The sequence below is a fragment of the Stutzerimonas nosocomialis genome, assembly GCF_005876855.1.
In the GTDB taxonomy this organism is placed as follows: Bacteria; Pseudomonadota; Gammaproteobacteria; order Pseudomonadales; family Pseudomonadaceae; genus Stutzerimonas; species Stutzerimonas nosocomialis.
In genome coordinates, this window is sequence record NZ_QLAE01000039.1 from 26,239 (window position 1) to 47,289 (window position 21,051).

Below are 21,051 nucleotides of genomic sequence, written 5' to 3' on the forward strand. Positions count from 1 at the left end.
ACACCTACCCGTCTTATTCTTGTTTCCGGACTGTAACCGACCCAAACCGCCGAACTTCGGCGGGGCCCTTCGCACCTAGGAGTTTTCATGCGCCGCTTGTTCGTTATCGCCATGGCCGGCCTGCTGGCCGCCTGCGCCCAGCAACCCAAAGTCCAACTGTATTCCGGCGCGCCGCAGCCGCAGAGCGAAGTGCTGACGCTAGTGGTTCCGAGCGAGTTGGAAATTCGCACGATCAATGGCCAGCCCTACTCCACCGCCAACGCCTCGTTCGGCCTGGACGACAAGCAACTGCTCCTGCAGCCGGGCGCCTATCAGGTTCAAGCCTTCTACAAGAACGGGTTCGACGTCGCGGGCGGCATGAGCCATGAAGTGGTTCGCGGCCGCACCGCCATCTTCAACATCGACGGCAAGGCCGGCGAGCTGTGGCGCCTGGAATTCGACCGCCCGGCCAACCTGGCCGAAGCAAAGAAGTTCGAGGATGAATTTCCCGCCTGGGCCGTGAACACCCGCACCGGCGAACGGAAGCAAGCGCAGGCCGGCAACCGTAACGTCTCGGCCTTCAGCGTCATGATGGGCTCCAGTGAAGTCGCTCCCCAGGCCGCCAGCGTTGCGCCACTGGGTACGGCGCCTGCTGCCGCGACCCCGCCGGTAGCGCTGAATCCGGCACCGGCCCAGACCGCTGCGCTGCCGCACAGCGATGCCACCCTGACCACCCTGCAACAAATGTGGAATCTGCTGACCCCGGAAAGTCGCAAGGCCTTCCTGAACTGGGCTCAACAGTAAGCACCCAACAGGGCTGCTGCCGCGCGTAGCAGCCCGCTCTCAAAGCGAAACACGGTCAGTCCAGGGTCTCTCTGGCAAGACCGTTACCCGTCGAAAGCCTCAACACACTGCGCGCTCAGGATCATATCGCCGCTCAGCACCGATCCGGCAATCGCCACGAGCGCCGCCTGGGCACTCAGCGCTTGCGCAGGATCACGCTGCCGATCGAGTAACCGGCGCCGAACGAACTCAGCACGCCGAGGCTGCCGGCCGGCAGGTCGTCCTGGTGCTTGTGGAAGGCGATCACCGAGCCGGCCGAGCTGGTGTTGGCGTAGCTGTCGAGAATGACCGGCGCCTCGTCGGGCTCGGCATCGCGACCGAGCAGCTTGCGGGCGATCAGCAGGTTCATGTTGAGGTTGGCCTGGTGCAGCCAGAAGCGCTTGACCTGGCTGGCATCCAGGCCGTTTTCCTGCAGGTGCTGGCCAATGAGGTCGGCGACCATCGGACAGACTTCCTTGAACACCTTGCGCCCTTCCTGGACGAACAGCTTGTCCGGGTTGGTCATGTATTCCTCGGCGGTGCGGTTGAGGAAGCCGAAGTTGTTGCGGATGTTGTTGGAGAACTCGGTGAGCAGCTTGGTGCTGACCACTTCCCACTGGTAGGGCGAGGTGGCGAGGTCGGCGCGCTCGATCACCACGGCGGTGCAGGCGTCGCCGAAGATGAAGTGGCTGTCGCGGTCACGGAAGTTCATGTGACCGGTGCAGATTTCCGGGTTGACCATCAGGATAGCCCGCGCCTGCCCCAGCTGGACCGCGTTGACCGCGTTCTGGATGCCGAAGGTGGCCGACGAGCAGGCCACGTTCATGTCGAAGCCGAAGCCGGAGATACCGAGCGCCGCCTGCACTTCGATCGCCACCGCGGGATAGGCGCGCTGCAGGTTGGAGCAGGCGACGATGACGCCGTCGATGTCGGCGGCCGTCTTGCCGGCACGCGCCAGCGCTTGCTCGGCGGCCTTGACCGACATCTCGCACAGGATCGACCACTGATCGTTGGTGCGTTCGGGGATGCGCGGCACCATGCGCTGCGGGTCGAGGATGCCGTCCTTGTCGGTCACGTAGCGGCTCTTGATGCCCGAGGCCTTCTCGATGAAGGCGACGCTGGATTCGGCCAGCGGCTGGATTTCACCGGCCTCGATGGCGGCGGCGTGTTCGCTGTTGAAGCGGTGCACGTAGGTATTGAACGACTCGACCAGCTCTTCGTTGCTGATGCTGTGAGGGGGGGTATAGAGCCCGGTGCCACTGATGACGACGTTGAACACAGTCGTTCCTCTTCGATAAGGCGGATCGTTGTCGGCACCCGGAAACGCAACGACCGGCGGGTGGCCGGTCCGGGTCGTTTTCCTGTACCTCGTTGATGGCGGCTATTGTGCACCAAAACGTAACAATTTCCCCAGTGCTCGCGCTCAATGGTGTCAATCAGTTCCGTCTTTCAACGCCCTGCAACCGTTCCAGCGCGCGGGAGAGGCTGGCCTCGGACAGCTCGCCCAGATGGCTGCCGCGCTGGCGACCCTCGGCATCGTAGAACAGCGTGGTCGGCAAGGCCCGGGACCCGACCCTCCGCCCCAGCTCCCCGGCGGGGTCGAGCAGCAGGTTGTCCAGCGCCAGGCCCTGGTCGGCGAGATAGCCCTGGGTCACGGCGGGCCCCTCGCCCTGGTTGACGAACAGGAAGGTCACCTGCGGCAGGCGCTGCTGCGCCTCGGCGAACACCGGCATTTCCCGCCGGCAGGGCGGACACCAGGTGGCCCAGAGGTTGATCACCAGCGGCTGGCCGATGAAGCGTTCGAGTTCGACCGCCTCGCCACTGGCGGTATGAAGGGTCAGCGACGGCAGGCGCGTCTGCTGCTCGAAGCTCTGCCAGGCGAAGGAGGCGATCATCCAGGCGCCGACGCCGACCGCCAGCGCGACGCCCGCCGGCTTGCGCAGCGGCCGGTCCCGCCACAGCCGCCAGCCGGCATAGAGCGCTGCCGCGACGAGGCCTGGCCAGGCGATGAAGCCCCCGTCGCGGATGTCCAGTACCCGCCAGGGTTGCTCTGCGAAATGCCCGGCGTACCGCGCGACGAACGCGAGCCGCGCCACCAGCAACGCCAGCAGCAACAGGCGAAACAGCAGCGCTTCGGGATTGATCCCCTGCCCGCGACCGAGCCACCAGCCGACCAGCACCGCCAGTGCCAGGCTGCCGAGCAGGATCAGGTGGGCCAGGGAAAACGTCAGGGGTCCGAGAGAGAGCGTCAGCATGGGTGATCCGATCCGGGCGAAGCGGCCATGTTCGCACAGGTGGATCGCCGACCTGCCTGGGGTATCCTGCGCACCCCTCAGGCCCACCAGGACATCCCCATGAACGCCCCGCTCGTCGAACTCATCACCCAGATAAGCTCGGGTTGCCTGAGCGACGCCCAGATCCGCCAGATCGCCGACGAAGCCGCCCAGGCCTACGCCGACCCGCAGGCCTTCCTGCAGGCCAACCCGGACATCAACTACGACGACAGCTTCCCGATCCCGCTGGGCGAGTGGGTGGTGGTCGGCAGCCTGCCAGACACCGTGCTGTTCCAGGCCGACAGCTACGAAGAGCTGTTCGCCCAGATCGTCGCCTCGTTCGGCCCGCAGGTGAACTTCGTGCTCAAGCCCAAGCAGTTGGCCAAGACCGAGCCGCTGGTGGCGCTCAACCGCATCCAGGTGCAGCTGGGCAGCCTCTACCCGGAGAAAGGCGGGTACGTGCTGGTGGATTTCAGCGAGCCGCTGGACGACGCGCTGCAGGCGGTGCTGGTCTACCGCAGCGACCTGGAGCGGATGATGGCGCTGGCGGTCGAGGTGGGCATCTATGCCGCGCCGTCCTACGAGGCGCTGCGCGACGCCGGCGACGAATGACGCCTCAGCGCCGGCGCAGGGGATCGAGCAGGCCCGACAGGCCGTTGTGGTCGATCTCCTGCATCAGCTGCAGCAGCCGGCCGATGTCGCCGGGCGGGAAGCCCTCGCGGGCGAACCAGTTGAGGTAGTTGCCGGGCAGATCGGCAATGATCCGCCCCTTGTATTTGCCGTAGGGCATCGTCTGGGTTACCAGGCGTTCGAGGTCTTCGGGTTTCATGGCACAGCGTGTCGGTCGGTGGCCGGCGATACTGCCACAGCAGCCACCCTGGCTGAAGCGCCAGGGGTTAGGTCGATTCTGCGTAAGTCTTTCCCAGATCGGGGAGAAAAGACATAAGCCGCCGCGCCCGATTCTCCCGAGGCCGCTACGGCCGTGGCTTGACGGTTCGGGGCGCTCCGTTGGTTGACTCGCTCAATCACCTTCATAGAGTAAGGCTATTTTCGCAACGCCCAGGGCTTGGCTAGGCCTGCTGGTACGGCTCGATGAGGAGCCCATCCAACAGGAGAACAACAATGACCCATCCCCTTGCCCGCCAAGCGGCCACGCTGGGCCTGCTGCTCGGGGCGGCAACCGCCTTCGCGGCGGACGCCCCGCCCACCAGCTATTCGCCCGTGGTGATCACCGAACCCTTCGACGTGATCATGAAGCGGATGTCCGAAGCCAAGCCCGGCATCATGGAAAAGCACCGGGCACTGCTCGAGCAGCGCTACGACCTGGCCGACAGGCCGGCCGAGGGCGTGACGATGAGCAAGGGCAAGCCGGTCCAGGGCGGCGTGCGGGTCCGGCTGCCGGCCGACACCAGCTGGGAACAGCTCGCCGCCCTGAGCCCCGACGAAATCCGTGAACGCAATCTGTTCCCGGCCGGTTTCCTGCCCCTGCCGCATCCCAACCACACCGAAGGCGGGATGGTCTTCCCGCAGTTTCAGATCGACGAGGTCAATCGCATCGAGCAGCGCGACCTGACCCGCTTCGACCTGGACTTCGACCTGCCCGACCACCTGCTGCCGGAGTTTCCGGCGCCGATCTACCTGACCACCCGGCCGGACCTGGGCGACGTCTCCCAGGGCAAGCTGGTCAACCTGCGCAACTACTTCGAGCTGTTCAACGGCATCCTCAATCCCAAACAGCTCGAAGGCCTCCGACTGCTGGTCACGCCCTTCACCCAGCAGCAGTTCAACCCCACCGACGACCGCCGCAGCGAACATCCCCATACCGGCGTCGCCTGCCTGGACTGCCATGCCAACGGCCATACCAATGCCGCGACGCACCTGGCCGGCGACGTCAGGCCCCAGGCCTTTCGTCACCGCCTCGACACGCCGTCGCTGCGGGGCGTGAACATCCAGCAGATCTTCGGCTCGCAGCGCGCCCTCAAGACCGTGGAGGACTTCACCGAGTTCGAGCAGCGTGGCGCCTATTTCGACGGCGATCCGGTGATGGCGGCGAAAAAGGGCATCAACGTGCTCGAGCGCGGCAGCCAGGTGCATTTCATGGGCGAATTCCAGGCCATGCTCGACTTCCCGCCCGCCCCCAAGCTGAACCTCGAAGGGCGGCTGGACCCGGCCCGGGCGACCGAGCAGGAGCTGCGTGGCGAGCAGGTGTTCCACGGCAAGGGCGCCTGCGCCGGCTGCCATGTGCCGCCTTATTACACCGATCACCTGATGCATAACCTCAAGACCGAGCGCTTCTTCAAGCCGCAGGAGATCAACGGACGCATGGCGATAGGCGACGGGCCGATCAAGACCTTTACGCTGCGGGGCATCAAGGATTCGCCGCCCTACCTGCACGATGACCGGCTGCTCACCCTCGAAGACACCGTGGAGTTCTTCAACCTGGTGCTGCAGCGCCGCCTCGACGAGCAGGAGAAGGCCGACCTGGTGGCCTTCCTGCGGACCCTCTGAAACATCCGCCGAGGCCGGCGCCGTGCGCGGGAACGCACGGCGCCGGCTGATTGCGGTCATATCGACTCGAGAAAGCCTTTCCATCCGCCCACAGGGAACCACCATGACGGACGACATCACCCGCGGCCCCGCGTCGTCGATGAGCGAAGAGGAAATGCAGGAATTCGCCAGCCAGGTCTTCGACGTGGCCCGCAAGGGCGACGCCGGGATGCTCGGGCGCCTGCTGGACAAGGGCCTGCCCGCCAACCTGCGCAACCAGAAGGGCGACACGCTGCTGATGCTGGCCAGCTACCACGGCCATCTCGACGCCGTCCGCGTGCTGCTCGAGCACGGCGCCGACCCGAACATCGTCAACGACGCCGGCCAGTCGCCGCTGGCGGGCACCGGTTTCAAGGGCGACCTGCCGATGGCCGAGCTGCTGGTGCGTCACGGCGCGGACGTCAATGCCGCCTCCCCCGACGGCAAGACCGCCCTGATGATGGCCGCCATGTTCAACCGCACCGGAATCGTCCAGCTGCTGCTGAGCCACGGCGCCAACCCGGCGACCGCCGACATCAACGGCGTCACCCCGCTGGCCGCCGCCCAGACGATGGGCGCGGCGGATACGCCGAGGCTGCTGGCCGAAGCCCTGGCCGCGCGCGGCTGAGGCCGCCCGCCGCGCGGGACAGGCTCAGCGCGCGCCGCGATTGGTCAGCATCACCCCGCCGATGGTCAGGACGCCGCCGACCAGCATCGCCAGCGTCAGGGGCTCGTCGAGCAACAGCGTGGCCAGCAACACGCCGAAGACCGGCACCAGGTTGTTGAACACCGCCGTGCGCGCGGGGCCGATCGCCTGCACGCCCTGGTAATACCAGACGAAGCCGATCACGGTGCCGCCCGCGCCCAGGTAGAAAATCGCCGCCAGCTGTTGCCAGCCGAGGCTGCCGAGCTGCAGCGGCGCCGGATCGAACACCGCGCCGATGCCCAGTAGCAGCAGCCCCCAGAGCGCCGCGTAGGTGGTGGTGACCAGCGGTGACATCCCGCGCAGCGCATGGCGGCCGATCAGGGTGTAGGCGGCCCAGCTGGTCACCGCGCAGAGCATGAAGAGTTCGCCCTTGCCCACCGCCGAACCGATGTCCCGTGCCGCGCCGAGCAGGTCGCCGCGGCTGATGACGATCGCCGCGCCGCAGAAGGCGACCAGGATGCCGACCCATTTGCGCAACCCGAGCGGCTCGCGAAAGAGTGCCGCCAGCAGCAGCGCGGTGACGATCGGATTGAGCGCGACGAACAGCGCCGTGCGCCCGGCCGGCATCTGCGACAACGCCGCGAAGAAACTGATGTTGTAGAGAAACACCCCGGTCGCGCCGAGGGCGAAGGTGGTCAGCGTCTGTCCCAGCGTCAGGCGCGGCATCCGGCCCTCGACCCGCCAGGTGAGCGCCAGCAGCAGAAGCACGGCGACGGCGAAACGCCCGGTGGCCGCCACGCTGGGCGCCAGCGACTCGGCCAGCAGCCGCCCGGCGATGAAGGTGCCGCCCCAGAGCAGCGCCACGGCGGTGAGCTTGCAGTAGATCGGCAGGTGGGACGGCGCGATGCGATCGGCCGGCGGGGTGGCAGCGGTCATGGCGAGTACTGTCGTTGAACGGGGCGGATATAGTCCGGCTTATCCGGCTCCTCGTCGAGATCGCCATGACGCGTGAAGAACGCGGCGGGCCGATCTGGCCGCAACGGCCGCACACCTGGCGCCGGCCGCTGTCTGTACTCTTGCCCGGCCGGCACGGCTGGCCGCTACCGGACAGACACGAGGAGCCTTGCATGACCATCGAAACGCGTTCGATCGAGGGCATCGCCACGCCCGTTTCGCGCATCGGCCTGGGCACCTGGGCCATTGGCGGCTGGATGTGGGGCGGCGCCGACGACCGCAATTCGATCGCCACGCTCCACGGCGCCCTGGAGCGCGGCATCAACCTGATCGACACGGCGCCGGTGTATGGCTTCGGGCATTCCGAAGAGGTCGTCGGCCAGGCACTGGAAGACCGTCGCGACCAGGCCGTGATCGCCACCAAGCTGGGCCTGGACTGGACCGACCGGGGCCCGCGCCGCAACTCCACGCCGCAGCGCATCCGCCAGGAAATCGAGGACTCGCTGCGGCGCCTGCGCACCGACCGGATCGATCTCTACCAGGTCCACTGGCCCGACCCGCTGGTGCCCATCGAAGAGACCGCCGCCGAGCTGGAGAAGCTGCGCCGCGAAGGCAAGATCCTCGCCATCGGCGTCAGCAATTATTCGCCCGAGCAGATGGACGCGTTCCGCCGGGAAGCCCCGCTGGCCAGCGTCCAGCCGCCCTACAACCTGTTCGAGCGCGCCATCGAGAAGGACGTGCTGCCCTATGCGCGCCAGCATGGCCTGGCGGTGCTGGGCTACGGCGCCCTGTGCCGGGGGCTGCTGTCCGGCCGGATGAAGCCCGACACCACCTTCGGCGGCGACGACCTGCGCACCTCCGATCCGAAGTTCCGCGCCCCGCGTTTCGCGCAGTACCTGGCCGCCGTCGAGGCGCTCGGGGCACTGGCCCGGGAGCGTCACGGCAAATCCGTGCTGGCGCTGGCGATCCGCTGGGTGCTGGAGCAGGGTCCGACCATCGCGCTCTGGGGCGCACGGCGTCCGGACCAGCTGAACGGCATCGACGAGGCGTTCGGCTGGACGCTCGACGAGCAGGACCTCAAGGACATCGACGCGCTGCTGGCCGAGCACGTCAAGGAACCGGTAGGCCCCGAGTTCATGGCACCCCCGGCGCGGAACTGAGCGCACCTGCCCCGCCGAGCGGAAACACTTTGTAAAACCTGACGAAACCACTCAAGATCCTTCTCCTTCGGGCAGGCCGCAAAGGCCCGCCCTTGAGCGGTTGCGTCGAACGAACGCAATCGCCTTCGCGCAATCGATCATGAGGTTGGACATGACGGAACAGGCCCTGGCGGCTGCGCCACGTCTTTCACCGCGGGCCGTGCTGTTGCTCGAGTTCGCCCTGGCCATGGGCGGCTTCGGTATCGGCACCGGCGAGTTCGCGATCATGGGGCTGATGCCCAACGTGGCGCAGGGCCTGGGCATCAGCGAACCGCAGGTCGGCCATGTCATCAGCGCCTACGCCCTGGGCGTGGTGGTGGGCGCCCCGCTCCTGGCGATCCTCGGCGCCAGGCTTGCGCGCCGTCGGCTGCTGCTGATGCTGATGGGGTTCTTCGCCCTGGGCAACCTGGCCAGCGCGCTGGCGCCCGACTACCACGCGCTGCTGGCGTTCCGCTTCGTCACCGGGCTGCCCCATGGGGCCTACTTCGGCGTCGCCACGCTGGTCGCCGCCTCGATGGTGCCGCCGAACAAGCGCGCCCAGGCGGTCAGCCGGGTGCTGGCCGGCCTGACCATCGCCATGCTGGTCGGCAACCCGGCGGCGACCTGGCTGGGGCAGTGGCTGAGCTGGCGCTACGCCTTTGCGCTGGTCGCGGCGATCGCCTTGCTGACGGTGCTGCTGGTGGCGATCTTCCTGCCGCTCGACCGCAACGAGCCGCGCAACGAGCCCATGCGCGAGCTGCGTGCGTTCAATCGCAAGCCGGTCTGGCTGGCGCTGGCCATCAGCTCGATCGGCTTCGCCGGGATGTTCTGCGTGTTCAGCTACCTCGCCCCGACGCTGCTGGAAGTGACCCGGGTCAGCCCCGGCTGGATTCCCCTGGGGCTCGCGGCCTTCGGTCTCGGCGGGATCATCGGCAACCTGGCCGGCGGCTGGCTGTTCGACCGCCTGCAGTTCAAGGCGGTGGCCTGGGTGCTGGTGTGGAGCACGGCGGTGCTGCTGATCTTCCCGCTGGCGGCCCACTCGCTGTGGACGGTGCTGCCGGCGCTGTTCGCGGTGGGCACCATGGTCGCCCTCTCCCCGGCCCTGCAGACCCACCTGATGGACGTCGCGGCCGATGCCCAGACGCTGGCCGCGGCCTCCAATCACGCCGCGTTCAACGTCGCCAACGCCCTGGGCCCCTGGCTCGGCGGACTGGCCATCACCGCCGGCTTCGGCTGGACCTCCACCGGCTACATCGGCGCGGCGACGGCCGTGTGCGGCCTGGCGATCTTCTTCTGGGCCTGGAGTGGCCAGCCGGCCACCTCCCGCGCGACGGTGGCCGCCAGGCCCTGAGCCGGCCGCCTCAGGCCGGCGGTTCGCTGACGCGCCTGCGGTTGATGCGTTCCGCCCAGCGGAGCAGGCGCTGGCGGCGCGGTGCGTGATCGCGCTTCCAGAGCGTCGCCAGGCGATGGTTGGCTTCGCCGAAGGTGGGGTAGATGTGCACCGTCGCCAGCAGCTTCTTCAGGCCGATCTTGTGCTTCATCGCCATGACGAATTCGGCGAGGGTCTCGCTGGCCTGCTCGCCGACCACGGTGACGCCGAGGATGCGGTCCTTGCCCGGCACGGTGAGCACCTTCACGAACCCGTCCGGGGCTTCGTCGATCTGGGCGCGGTCGAGCGCGGCGAGGTCCAGACGGGTCACCTCGAACTCCACCTCCTGCTCCCGCGCCTCCTGCTCGCTGAGCCCCACCCTGGCGACCTGGGGCGAGGTGAAGGTTGCCCTGGGCGTGACCCGGTAGCTCACCTTCAACCGCCAGAACATGCCGAACAGGGCATTGAACACCGCATAGCGCGCCTGGCGCACCGCCATATGGGTGAACCGGTAGGGCCCGGCCACGTCGCCGATCGCATAGATGTTCGGCATGCGCGTGGCGAGGTACTCGTTGACCTCCAGGGTGCCGTCCTCGCCCGGCTCGAGGCTGAACTGTTCGAGCCCGAAACCATCGAGGTTGGCGCTGCGGCCCACCGCCACCAGCACCTCGTCGAAAGGCAGGCTCAGCTCGCGGCCATGGGGGTCCTGGCAGACCATCCGGCGCTCGCCTTCGCCGATCTCGAAACGCTGGGTGACGTGCCCCAGGCGCAGGTCCACTCCGTCGGCGCGCAGCGCCTGGGCGAGCACCTCGCCCGCCTCCTCTTCCTCGCAGGCGAGCAGCCGTTCGCCGCGGTGGACCAGCGTCACCTGGCTGCCCAGGCGCTGGAACGCCTGGCCCAGTTCGCAGGCCACCGGCCCGCCACCGAGCACCAGCAGGCGCGCGGGCCGCTGGCGCAGCTGCCAGATCGAGTCGGAGGTCAGCGGCTCGACCTCGGCGAGCCCGGGGATGTCCGGTATCGTCGGTCGGCTGCCGGTGGCGAGGATCAGGCTGCGGGCGCTCAGCGTGCGGCCGTCCACCTCCACTTCCCAGGGCGATACGACCCGCGCCTCCCCGGCGATGACCTCGACGCCGAGCTGTTCGTAGCGCGCGGCCGAGGCCTGCGGCGCGACCTTCCCGACCGAGGCCCGCACCCCGTCCATCACCGCGCCGAAATCCAGCTCGCCACGCGCCCGGGCAAACCCGAGACGCTCGCCGCACACCCTGTCGTGCGCCAGCCGGGCGAAGCGAACCAGCGCCTTGGACGGCACGCTGCCGGCGTTGAGGCTGTCCCCGCCCAGGGCGTTCCTTTCGATCAGCGCGACCCGGGCTTTCATCGACGCCGCCAGCTCGGCCGCCGCCAGCCCGCCGGCGCCACCACCGATCACGATCAGGTTGCGCTCGAAGCGCCTGGGCTTGCGCCAGCCCTTGTAGGCCTTGCGTGCCTTGTAGACGCCGAGCAGCTTGTTGGCCAGCAGCGGAAACACCCCCAGCAGCACCAGGGTCGTGATCATGCTGGGCGACAGGATGCCCGACAGCGAGTCGATCCGGGCCAGCTCGCGCCCCGCCGCGACGTAGACCGCATTGCCCGGCAGCATCCCCGCCCAGGTCGTCCACCAGAAGGTCCAGAACTTCACCCGGGTCAGGCCCAGCGCCGGATTCAGCAGCACGAACGGGATGACTGGCATCAGCCGCAGCGAGAACAGGTACAGCGGCCCGTCGCGGGTCAGGCCCCGGTCGATGCCGGCGATGTGCCGGCCGAAGCGTTTCTGGAACCAGTCGCGCATCATGAACCGGCTCATCAGCATCGCGATCGTGGCGCCGACGGTCGAGGCGAAGGACACCAGCAGCGTGCCGCCGATCAGGCCGAACAGCGCCCCGCCCAGCAGCGTCAGCACGACGGTGCCGGGAAACGAAAAGGCGGTCAGTGCCACATAGGCCAGGAAGAAAAGGGCACCCGCCCACCAGGGGTGGCCGCGCACCTCGGCACGCAGCGGCCCGTGCAGCCTCTTGATCGACTCCAGCGTCAGGTACTGGCCGAGATCGAAGAAAAAGAAGCTCGCCACGGCGGCGAGGATCAGACCAATCACGACGAGCTTGCGTGCATTCATCGAAGCGGCGGGTTCCTGAAGTGAAGATCCGAAGCCATCGCTGCGCCAGGCAGCGGGACGGCGAAGGCCTGTGGAAAGTCTCACGAGACGGAGATTGGAGGGGCTGCCGCGCCCGGCGTTCAGTCCGCTCGGCGATGCGCCCTCCGGGAGCGGCGGATCATCGCCCCGCGCACCCGAAAATCGCGGCGAACGCCCGCCCCGGCTGCCGCTCGCCGGCCCGCTGTGCTCTACTGAAAGGCCCACCGACACGGACTTCATCCATGGCGCTGCATACCTGGCTGCTCTATCTCGTCGCCGTCACCGGCCTGGCCCTGACCCCGGGGCCCAACGGCCTGCTGGCGCTGACCCACGGCGCGCTCTATGGCCGGCGCCGGACCCTGTGGACCATCGGCGGCGGCGTGCTGGGCTTCGTCCTGCTGATGGCGCTGTCGATGTTCGGCATCGGCGCCCTGCTGCAGGCCTCCGCCCAGGCGCTGACCCTGCTCAAGCTGATCGGCGGCCTGTACCTGATCTGGCTCGGCATCCAACTCTGGCGGACCCCGGCGATGCGCCTGGGCACGCTGGAAAGGAGCGCGCCGAAGGCCGCGGGCAGCCTGTTTCGCCAGGGCCTGTTCTCGGCACTGTCGAACCCCAAGGTGATCCTCTTCTTCGGCGCCTTCCTGCCTCAGTTCCTCGACCCGCAGGCCCCGTTGCTGCCGCAGTTCCTGGTGATGGCCGCCACTTTCGCCGCGGTCGAAGGGCTGGTGGAGATTCTCCTGGCGAGCCTGGCCAACCGTGTCCGCCCCTGGCTCGAGCGCAGCGGCAAGGGCTTCAATCGTTGCTGCGGCGCGCTCTTCGCGCTCATGGGCGCCGCCCTGCCGATGACCCGCTGAGCGGGCCGATCGGCACGACCAGCAGGCATTGCGCGGCTCGCACGGCGCGTGTGGGGCCGTTAGGATTGGCCCTGGCCTTGCGCGCCTTCGAGCGCGACGCAACCGAAAGGATTCCCATGCGTAACCTATGCCTCGCCACGACCGCGGCGCTCTGCTTCGCCGCCCATGCCGACGAGCCGGCCTTGCGCTTTTCGGTCAGCGACAGCTCGACCATGCCGATGATGCGCATCGAGGACGGCGTGGCGCGCGAAGGGATTCTCTACGACCTGCACCTGCGCATCGCCGAGAAGGTCGGGCGGCGCGCCCAGCAGACGGTGATGTCGCGCCTGCGCGTCCAGAAGATGATGAGCGACGGCCGGATCGACGTGAGCTGCTACCTGCACCCGTCCTGGCTGCGCGAGAACGGCCATCGCTACCGCTGGACGGTGCCGTTCATGGTCCAGCGCAACCAGCTGGTCGGACGCGACAACAGGGTCACCGTGCCCGAGCATGGCGAAGTCATCGGCACCGTGCTGGGCTTCAGTTACCCCTTCGACAGCATGTTCGCCAGTGGCGCGCTGCGCCGCGACGACGGCCGCACCCAGGAAATCGTGCTGGCCAAGCTGGAGGCCGGGCGCTATCGCTTCGCGATCAGCAACGATCTGTCGCTGCGTTGGTTCAACCGCGACCTGCCCCCGCACGAGCGTCTGCTCGCGTTGCGGGAGCTGAGCGCCGAGCCCGTTGCCTGCATCGTCCGCGACGTTGCGCAGGTGCCGACCGCGCAGGTGATCGAGGCGATGCAGCAGATGCAGCGTGACGGCGAATTCGAGGCCATCCTGGAGCGTTACCGCTAGCGCCCGTCCGGCACGCGCCGGGCGGGCGAATCGCCGGATCAGCCCTTGAGCGCCTCGTCGACGATCTGCTGCGCCTCGCCGAGGATGCGTTGCAGGTGCGCCTCGTCGCGGTAGCTTTCGGCGTAGATCTTGTAGATGTCCTCGGTGCCCGAAGGACGCGCCGCGAACCAGCCGCCTTCGCTGGCGACCTTGATCCCGCCGATGGCTGCGCCGTTGCCCGGCGCCTTGTCGAACACCGCGGTGATGGCGTCGCCGGCCAGCTGGCTGCTGCGCACCCGTTCCGGCGTGAGCTTGCCGAGGGCCTTCTTCTGCTCGGCATCGGCGGCGGCATCGACGCGGTCGGCGTAGATCGCGCCGAATTCGTCGGTCAGGGCGCGGTAGCGCACGCCCGGGTCGCGTCCGTCGCGGGCGGTCATTTCCGCGGCCAGCAGCGCCATCACGATGCCGTCCTTGTCGGTGGTCCAGACGCTGCCGTCACGCCGCAGGATGGTGGCGCCGGCGCTTTCCTCGCCGACGAAGCCCAGCGAGCCGTCGACCAGGCCGCCGACGAACCACTTGAAGCCCACCGGCACTTCGACCAGCGGGCGACCCAGCCGGGCGGCGACGCGATCGATCATGGCGCTGCTGACCAGGGTCTTGCCGACCGCGGCCCCGGCGCTCCACTGCGGTCGGTTCTGGAACAGGTAGTCCACCGAGACGCTCAGGAAATGGTTGGCCGGCAGCAGGCCGACGCTCGGTGCGACGATGCCGTGGCGGTCGTAGTCGGTGTCGCAGGCGAAGGCGATGTCGTAGCGATCCTTGAGGCCGATCAGGCGCTGCATCGCGTTGCTGGACGAGGGGTCCATGCGGATCTTGCCGTCCCAGTCCAGGGTCATGAAGGCGAACTGCGGATCGATGGTCTCGCTGACCACGTCCAGGTCGATGCCGTAACGCTCGGCGATCCGCGACCAGTAATGCACGCCCGCCCCGCCCAGCGGATCGACACCCAGGCGCAGCCCGGCGGCGCGGATCAGGTCGAAGTCGATGACGCTGCCCAGGTCGTCGACGTAGGCGCTCAGGTAGTCGTGGCTATGGGTGTTCGCCGCCTGCCGGGCCTCGCCCAGCGGCATCCGGCGTACGTCCTTCAGGCCGCCTTCGAGCAGTTCGTTGGCGCGGTTCTGCACCCAGCCGGTGACGTCGGTGTCGGCCGGACCGCCGTTGGTGGCGTTGTACTTGAAGCCGCCGCTGTCCGGCGGGTTGTGCGAAGGGGTGATGACGATGCCGTCGGCCAGCCCGCTGCTGCGCCCTCTGTTATGCACCAGGATGGCGTGGGACACGGCGGGCGTCGGCGTGTATTCGCCTCCGGTCGAGAGCATGGTCTGCACGCCGTTGGCCGCCAGCACTTCCAGCGCGGTGTCCAGCGCGGGCTGGGAGAGCGCATGGGTATCGGCGCCGATGAACAGCGGGCCATCGATGCCCTGGCCCTTGCGGTAGTCGCAGATCGCCTGGCTCATCGCCAGGACGTGGTGGCGGTTGAAACCACGGTTGAGCGAGCAGCCCCGGTGGCCGGAGGTTCCGAAGGCGACGCGCTGGGTGGCCACGCTCGGGTCCGGCTGGAGGTCGTCGTATGCCGCCAGCAGGCCCTCCACGTTGGTCAGCATCGAAGCGGGTGCCGGCTGGCCGGCCAGAGGATGGATACGCTCGCTCAAGATAAAGCTCCCTGAATATCGAATGACGGCAAGAGAATCGACGACGCACGGGCATTGCTGCGCGCGCGGGTGCGCAAGCTGGGATGCCGGAACGGGCGCGGAGTTCGATGCGCCGTCGGCAATATCGCGGCGCGCAGTGTGCGCAGCGCGCGGGCGCGGGTCCAGTGCTGATGCATGCCGCCCCACCGCGGCGCGCCCGATGGCCGGAAAACGCCGGGTCATGGCGCTCGGAGCAGCGCATGCGACCGGCTCGACGGCATGGAACCCCGGGGCTCGCCAGTCGATCTAGTGAGCACTCACTCAAGAGGTGGCGATCCATGGACGCGTTCTTCACATCGCTCTCCCGCCGACTCAACGACGCCGCCCACCCGCTGCGGGCGGTCACCCCGCGTATCGATCAGTGCACCTGCGGCCAGCCGGTCTACTTCGGCAACAGCGTCTGCCTGGTCTGCCAGTCGGCGCTCGGCTACGTCCCCGAGCGCGGCAGGCTCGCCACCCTGCGCCCGGGATCGGACAACGGCACCTGGCGGCTGGCCGAGGACCCGCAGTCGCCGTCGTACCGGCGCTGCGCCAACCTGGACAGCGCGGCCGGCTGCAACTGGCTGCTGCCGGCCGGCGGCCAGGACCGCCTGTGCCTGGCCTGCCGCCTCACCCGGGTCATCCCCGACCTCTCGGTGGAGGGCAACGACCTGCGCTGGCGCAAGCTCGAAGCGGCCAAGCGCCGGCTCGTGGCCCAGTTGCTCGCCCTCGGCCTGCCCGTGGTGCCCAAGCGGGAAAACGAGCGGGACGGCCTCGCCTTCGAGTTCCTCGGCACCGACACGAGCGGCCGGCAGCCGATGACGGGCCATGCCAGCGGGGTGATCACGCTGAACATCGCCGAGGCCGACGATGCCCGGCGCGAGGAAGTCCGGGTGCAGATGCACGAGCCCTACCGAACGCTGCTCGGGCACTTCCGCCATGAGGTCGGCCACTACTACTGGGACCGGCTCATCGCCGACGGTCCATGGCTCGAGCCCTTCCGCCAGCTGTTCGGCGACGAGCGCGAGGACTATGGCCAGGCCCTGCAGCGCCACTACGACGACGGCCCGACGCCCGGCTGGCAGACCGGCTACATCAGCGCCTACGCCACCATGCACCCCTGGGAAGACTGGGCCGAAACCTGGGCCCACTACCTGCACATGATGGATACCCTCGACACCGCCCTGAGCTTCGGCATGCGCGCCGCCCCGGGGGCGCTGGAGCTGGCGCCCTTCACCCGCGCGGCCCTGTACGACCCGGACGACCCGGAAGGCGACGCCTTCCTGAACTTCATCAACGCCTGGATCGAGCTGGCGGCGATGCTCAACGAACTGGCGCGCAGTATGGGCCAGCCGGACCTCTACCCCTTCGTGCTACCGGCGGCGGCCATCGGCAAGCTGCAGTTCGTCCACCGGGTGATCCAGGCCGGCCGCCCGCTCGGGGGGCACTGAATCCGAACGACCGCAGGCGCCTGTAACCGGGGCCTGCCGACGGACGGCGAGCCTCCCTGGGACCCGTTGTGCTGCTAAAGTAACCGGCCGCGCCATCGCGCCATCGGGCACCCGCTCTGGCCGTACAGCGACGCGACAGGACTACGATGACCGACCTGGATGACACCCGCCGCCGCACCCATTCGCAGGGGCGGCAGGCGCAGCAGCCCAAGGTGGCGGATCAAGGCGACGTGAACCGCCTGCTGGCGGCCAGCGAGGAGCGTTACCGCACGCTCTTCAAGGCCATCGACTCGGGGTTCTGCATCGTCGAGATGCGCTTCGATGACGCCTTGCGGGCAGTCGACTACCGGGTCGTCGAGGGCAACCCCGCCTTCGAGCGCATGACCGGCCTGTTCGATGCCGACGGCAAATGGGTCAGCGAAATCGCCCCCGACCTCGAACGCCACTGGTTCGACCTCTATGGCCGCGTCGCGCTGACCGGCGAGCCGGTGCGCTTCGAAAACGCCGCCGAGCCCTTCGGCTGCTGGTACGACGTGCAGGCGCTGCGCATCGGCGAGCCCTCGGAGCGGCGCGTGGCGATCCTGTTCAACGACATTTCCGAGCGCCGACAGGCCGAACTGGCCCTGGCCCGCAGCGAGGAACACTGGCGCAGCCTGTTCGAAAGCCTCAGCGAAGCCTTCATTATCGGCCAGCTTCTGCGCGACGAGGCCGGCCATCCGGTCGACTGGCGCTACCTGGACATCAACCCGGCCTGGGCGCGGATGACCGGCGTGCCCGCCGGAGACGCCACCGGCAGGACGGTGCGCGAGATCTTTCCCGGCGTCGACCCCGCCTGGATCAGCGAAACGGCCCAGGTGGTCGCCTCCGGGCACTCGGCCACCTTCACCCGGCAGATCGCCGGCCGCTGGTACGAGGGGCGCGCGCATCGCGTCGATGCGCACCGCGTCGACGACGAACGTTTCGCGATCATCTTTCGCGACGTGACCGAGAGCCGGAAGGCCGAGGTACGTCGCAACGGCCTGCTCGAACTCGGCGACCGCCTGCGCAACATGAGCGACCCCACCGAAATGTCCTACGTGGCCGCCGAGCTGCTGGGCACCACGCTGGGCGTCAACCAGACCGGCTACTGCATGCTCGACCCGGACACCGAAACCGCGCTGCTCGAGCGCGACTGGGTGGCGCCGAACGTGCCGAGCAACACCGGCGAATACCGGATGCGCGACTTCGGCTCCTTCATGGACGACCTGGGCCGGGGCGAAACCGTGGCCATCACCGATACCCACCTGGACCCGCGCACGCGGACGCATGTCGAGGCTTTCGACGACCTCTCGGTCCGGGCGCTGCTCAACGTGCCCGTCGTCGAACATGGCCGCACCGTCGCCTTCATCTTCGCCAACTGCTCCTGGCCCAGGCCCTGGGAAGACGCGGAAGTGGCCTTTGCCCGCGAGGTCGTCGAGCGCACCCGGGCCGCCATCGAGCGCCGCCGCGCCGAAGACAATCTGCGCGAGCTCAACGCACGGCTCGAGAGCCTGGTCGCCGAGCGCACCGCCGAACTCCTGAAGTCCGAGGAACTGCTGCGCCAATCGCAGAAGATGGAAGCGGTCGGCCAGCTCACCGGCGGCCTGGCCCACGACTTCAACAACCTGCTCGCCGGTATCGGCGGGAGCCTCGAACTGCTGGGCAAACGCCTGCAGCAAGGGCGCCTGGACGAGTTGCCACGCTATCTGGACGCGGCCCAGAGCGCGAGCCGGCGCGCCGCCGCCCTCACCCACCGGCTCCTGGCCTTTTCCCGCCGCCAGACCCTCGACCCCAGGCCCACCGACGTCAACCGTCTGGTGGACAGCATGGAAGAGCTGGTACGGCGCACCATGGGGCCGGAAGTGGTGATCGAAGTCGTCCGCGCGGCCGGGCTCTGGTCGACCCTGGTCGACCCCAACCAGCTGGAGAACACCCTGCTGAACCTCTGCATCAACGCCCGCGACGCCATGCCCAGCGGCGGCAGGCTGACCGTGGAGACCAGCAATCGCTGGCTGGACACCGACGCGGCGCGCGAGCTGGACGTGCCACCCGGGCGCTATGTCTCGCTATCGGTGACCGACACCGGCAGCGGTATGCCGCCGGAGGTGCTGAACAAGGCGTTCGACCCGTTCTTCACCACCAAGCCGCTGGGCATGGGAACCGGCCTCGGGCTGTCGATGATCTACGGCTTCGCCCGGCAATCGGGCGGACAGGTGGTGATCCAGTCCCGGCCCGACGAAGGCACTCGGGTCAGCGTGCTGTTGCCTCGCCATTTCCAGCAGGCCGGCGCGGCCGAGCCCTTCCCCGCACACGGCGAGCCGCCCCGTGCCGTCGCCGGCCAGACCGTGCTGGTGGTCGATGACGAGCCGACCATCCGCATGCTGGTCTGCGAGATTCTGGAGGAACTGGGCTACGCCGCGATCGAGGCCGAAGACGGCGCCACGGGCCTGAAGGTGTTGCAGTCGGACCGGCGCATCGACCTGCTGGTCTCGGACGTCGGCCTGCCGGGCGGCATGAACGGCCGCCAGATGGCCGACGCCGCCCGCGTCGGACGGCCCGGGCTGAAGGTCCTGTTCATCACCGGTTACGCCGAAACCGCCGCCGCGATCGGCAGCGCCCACCTGGAAGCCGGCATGTACGTGATGACCAAGCCCTTCGACATCGAAGCGCTGGCCGTGCGGATCAAGGAACTGATCGGCGACTGACCCCGGCTCAGGGCCGCGCGCCGAAACTCCGCTCGGCCAGCGTCCAGCCGCCTACCTGCTCATGGATGCTGAGGCCCAGCCCTGGCCGCTGCGGCACGATCAGGCTGCCGTCGCGGATTTCCAGGCGCTCGTTGAAGGCCGGCTCCAGCCATTCGAAGTGCTCCACCCAGGTCTCGTGCTCGTAGGCCGCCGCCAGGTGCAGATGGATCTCCATGACGAAGTGCGGCGCCAGGGTCATGCCGCGGATCTCGGCCAGCGTGGCCGCCTTGAGGAAGGGGGTGATGCCGCCGATGCGCGGCGCATCGTGCATCAGCACGTCCATCGCCCCGCTTTCGATGAAGGCATGGACGTCGGCGCCGCTGGTGAGCATCTCGCCCGTGCCGATCGGCGTGTCGAGCTGGGCGGCCAGCGCCGCGTGGCCCGCCATGTCGTGGGCGTCCAGCGGTTCCTCGATCCACTCCAGGGCGTAGCACTCCAGCGCCCGCCCCATGCGCAGGGCCGTGGTGCGGTCCCATTGCTGGTTGACGTCGACCATCAGCGGCACCTCGTCGCCCAGCTGCCTGCGCAGCGCTTCGACGCGTTGCAGATCGACACGCCGGTCGGGGTGGCCGACCTTCATCTTGATCCCGCCGATGCCACGCGCCCGTGACGCGGTGGCCTTGTCCAGCACTTCCTCGATCGAGGCCTGCAGGTAACCACCGGAGGTGTTGTAGCAGCGCACGGCATCACGCCGCGCGCCGAGCAGTTTGGACAGCGGAAGCCCGGCCCGCCGCGCCTTCAGATCCCAGAGCGCCGTGTCGAGGGCGGCGATCGCCTGGACCGCCACACCGCTGCGGCCGACCGAGGCGCCGGCCCACAGCAGTTTGCTCCAGAGCCGTGAAATGTCGTTGGGGTCTTCGCCCAGCAGCAGCGGCGCCATCTCGCAGGCATGCTCGAACTGGGCCCGGGCACCGGTGCGCAGCGTGTAACCGAAGCCCATCCCGGCGTGGCCCTGGGCCGTTTCGAGTTCGGCGAACAGCAGCGCGACCGAAGCCAGGGGACGCTGCTTACCGGTGAGTACCTTGGCGTCGCTGACCGGTGCCGCCAGGGGCAGGTCGACCGAGCGCAGCCTGATCCAGGCGATGCGATCGCCCTGTGTTTCGGTGCTGGATACGTGCATGGCATCCTCCTGTGTGCAGTGTGCAGCCCGTGGGAGCGGACCCAAACCTCATGGATGTCCCGTGGGAGCGGTCTTGACCGCGAATGGGGCATTCGCACCAGCGACCATCCAGCAGAACATTTACGGGCCTTGAAAGCGCGCGGTCGAGACTAACCATCCCCGACCGCTCCCACGAAAAACTCACGGTCCCGTGGGAGCGGTCCGGAGACGCTCGAAACCTTACTGCGCGCCCTGCTTCTCGATCAGCGCGGCCAGGCGTTCGTACTCGTCGGGCTTGAGATCGGTCAGCGGCGCGCGCACCGGGCCGGCGTCGTGGCCTGCGATCTTCGCTCCGGCCTTGACGATGCTCACCGCGTAGCCCTTGCAGCGGTTGCGGATGTCCAGGTACGGCAGGAAGAAGTCGTCGATCAG

Annotated in this window: 17 protein-coding genes and 1 pseudogene; 10 read left to right on the plus strand and 8 right to left on the minus strand. The window is 68.4% G+C overall.

All coding sequences use genetic code 11. The features are described 5' to 3' along the window. The first annotated feature begins 87 nt into the window (after positions 1-87). Entirely contained in the window at positions 88-783 is a 696-nt protein-coding gene (locus DN824_RS19145) for a DUF2057 family protein (protein ID WP_138409953.1), read from the plus strand. Positions 784-958: 175 nt separating this feature from the next. Here the strand turns inward: DN824_RS19145 and DN824_RS19150 are convergent, their stop codons facing one another. Together DN824_RS19150 and DN824_RS19155 are read right to left on the minus strand one after the other, a co-directional pair. Next, positions 959-2,080 carry a beta-ketoacyl-ACP synthase III gene (locus tag DN824_RS19150; protein WP_138409954.1) on the minus strand — a complete coding sequence of 374 codons (1,122 nt, stop codon included), beginning with the start codon at positions 2,078-2,080 and terminating at the stop codon, positions 959-961. A 157-nt stretch (positions 2,081-2,237) separates the two neighbouring features. After that, positions 2,238-3,056, minus strand: coding sequence for a TlpA family protein disulfide reductase (locus DN824_RS19155; RefSeq protein ID WP_138409955.1), 819 nt, complete (start codon positions 3,054-3,056; stop codon positions 2,238-2,240). Between the two features lie 99 nt (positions 3,057-3,155). Between DN824_RS19155 and DN824_RS19160 the strand changes: the two genes are divergently transcribed. Further along, a complete protein-coding gene (locus DN824_RS19160) occupies positions 3,156-3,686 on the plus strand; it encodes a hypothetical protein (protein WP_138409956.1) in 531 nt (176 codons plus the stop codon). A 4-nt stretch (positions 3,687-3,690) separates the two neighbouring features. Here DN824_RS19160 and DN824_RS19165 read toward each other — a convergent pair whose 3' ends face one another. Continuing rightward, positions 3,691-3,903 (minus strand): DUF3820 family protein, encoded by a 213-nt coding sequence (locus DN824_RS19165; protein WP_138409957.1) that lies wholly within the window; start codon positions 3,901-3,903, stop codon positions 3,691-3,693. Between the two features lie 293 nt (positions 3,904-4,196). Here DN824_RS19165 and DN824_RS19170 point away from each other — a divergent pair, with 293 nt between their 5' ends. After that, a complete protein-coding gene (locus tag DN824_RS19170) occupies positions 4,197-5,582 on the plus strand; it encodes a cytochrome B6 (RefSeq protein ID WP_138409958.1) in 1,386 nt (461 codons plus the stop codon). Between the two features lie 103 nt (positions 5,583-5,685). Beyond that, a complete protein-coding gene (locus DN824_RS19175) occupies positions 5,686-6,228 on the plus strand; it encodes an ankyrin repeat domain-containing protein (RefSeq protein WP_174236541.1) in 543 nt (180 codons plus the stop codon). Between the two features lie 24 nt (positions 6,229-6,252). Here DN824_RS19175 and DN824_RS19180 read toward each other — a convergent pair whose 3' ends face one another. Further along, complete coding sequence (locus DN824_RS19180; RefSeq protein WP_138409959.1) at positions 6,253-7,182, minus strand: DMT family transporter; 930 nt, start codon at positions 7,180-7,182, stop codon at positions 6,253-6,255. Positions 7,183-7,373: 191 nt separating this feature from the next. Here DN824_RS19180 and DN824_RS19185 point away from each other — a divergent pair, with 191 nt between their 5' ends. Next, positions 7,374-8,360 carry an aldo/keto reductase gene (locus DN824_RS19185; protein ID WP_138409960.1) on the plus strand — a complete coding sequence of 329 codons (987 nt, stop codon included), beginning with the start codon at positions 7,374-7,376 and terminating at the stop codon, positions 8,358-8,360. Positions 8,361-8,511: 151 nt separating this feature from the next. After that, the gene (locus tag DN824_RS19190) at positions 8,512-9,729 is read left to right on the plus strand and encodes an MFS transporter (protein WP_138409961.1); all 1,218 of its coding nucleotides are present in this window, start codon (positions 8,512-8,514) and stop codon (positions 9,727-9,729) included. A gap of 10 nt (positions 9,730-9,739) precedes the next feature. On the opposite strand, the gene DN824_RS19195 is transcribed toward DN824_RS19190, so the two are convergent. Beyond that, a complete protein-coding gene (locus DN824_RS19195) occupies positions 9,740-11,896 on the minus strand; it encodes an FAD-dependent oxidoreductase (protein WP_138409962.1) in 2,157 nt (718 codons plus the stop codon). A gap of 260 nt (positions 11,897-12,156) precedes the next feature. Between DN824_RS19195 and DN824_RS19200 the strand changes: the two genes are divergently transcribed. Both DN824_RS19200 and DN824_RS19205 read left to right on the plus strand, forming a co-directional pair. Beyond that, on the plus strand, positions 12,157-12,768 hold the full coding sequence (locus DN824_RS19200; protein WP_138409963.1) for a LysE family translocator: 612 nt from the start codon (positions 12,157-12,159) through the stop codon (positions 12,766-12,768). 116 nt (positions 12,769-12,884) lie between these two features. Beyond that, positions 12,885-13,601, plus strand: a complete 717-nt coding sequence (locus DN824_RS19205) for a substrate-binding periplasmic protein (protein ID WP_138409964.1) — start codon at positions 12,885-12,887, stop codon at positions 13,599-13,601. A gap of 38 nt (positions 13,602-13,639) precedes the next feature. Here DN824_RS19205 and pgm read toward each other — a convergent pair whose 3' ends face one another. Next, positions 13,640-15,289 (minus strand): phosphoglucomutase (alpha-D-glucose-1,6-bisphosphate-dependent), encoded by a 1,650-nt coding sequence (pgm, locus tag DN824_RS19210; protein WP_138409965.1) that lies wholly within the window; start codon positions 15,287-15,289, stop codon positions 13,640-13,642. A gap of 317 nt (positions 15,290-15,606) precedes the next feature. Here pgm and DN824_RS19215 point away from each other — a divergent pair, with 317 nt between their 5' ends. Beyond that, on the plus strand, positions 15,607-16,758 hold the full coding sequence (locus tag DN824_RS19215) for a zinc-binding metallopeptidase family protein (RefSeq protein ID WP_138409966.1): 1,152 nt from the start codon (positions 15,607-15,609) through the stop codon (positions 16,756-16,758). Positions 16,759-16,904: 146 nt separating this feature from the next. Next, the gene (locus DN824_RS19220; protein ID WP_138409967.1) at positions 16,905-19,481 is read left to right on the plus strand and encodes an ATP-binding protein; all 2,577 of its coding nucleotides are present in this window, start codon (positions 16,905-16,907) and stop codon (positions 19,479-19,481) included. Between the two features lie 7 nt (positions 19,482-19,488). On the opposite strand, the gene DN824_RS19225 is transcribed toward DN824_RS19220, so the two are convergent. Then, a complete protein-coding gene (locus DN824_RS19225; protein ID WP_138409968.1) occupies positions 19,489-20,640 on the minus strand; it encodes an L-talarate/galactarate dehydratase in 1,152 nt (383 codons plus the stop codon). Between the two features lie 219 nt (positions 20,641-20,859). Then, a pseudogene (locus DN824_RS19230) lies at positions 20,860-21,051 on the minus strand (5-dehydro-4-deoxyglucarate dehydratase); the annotation flags it as partial.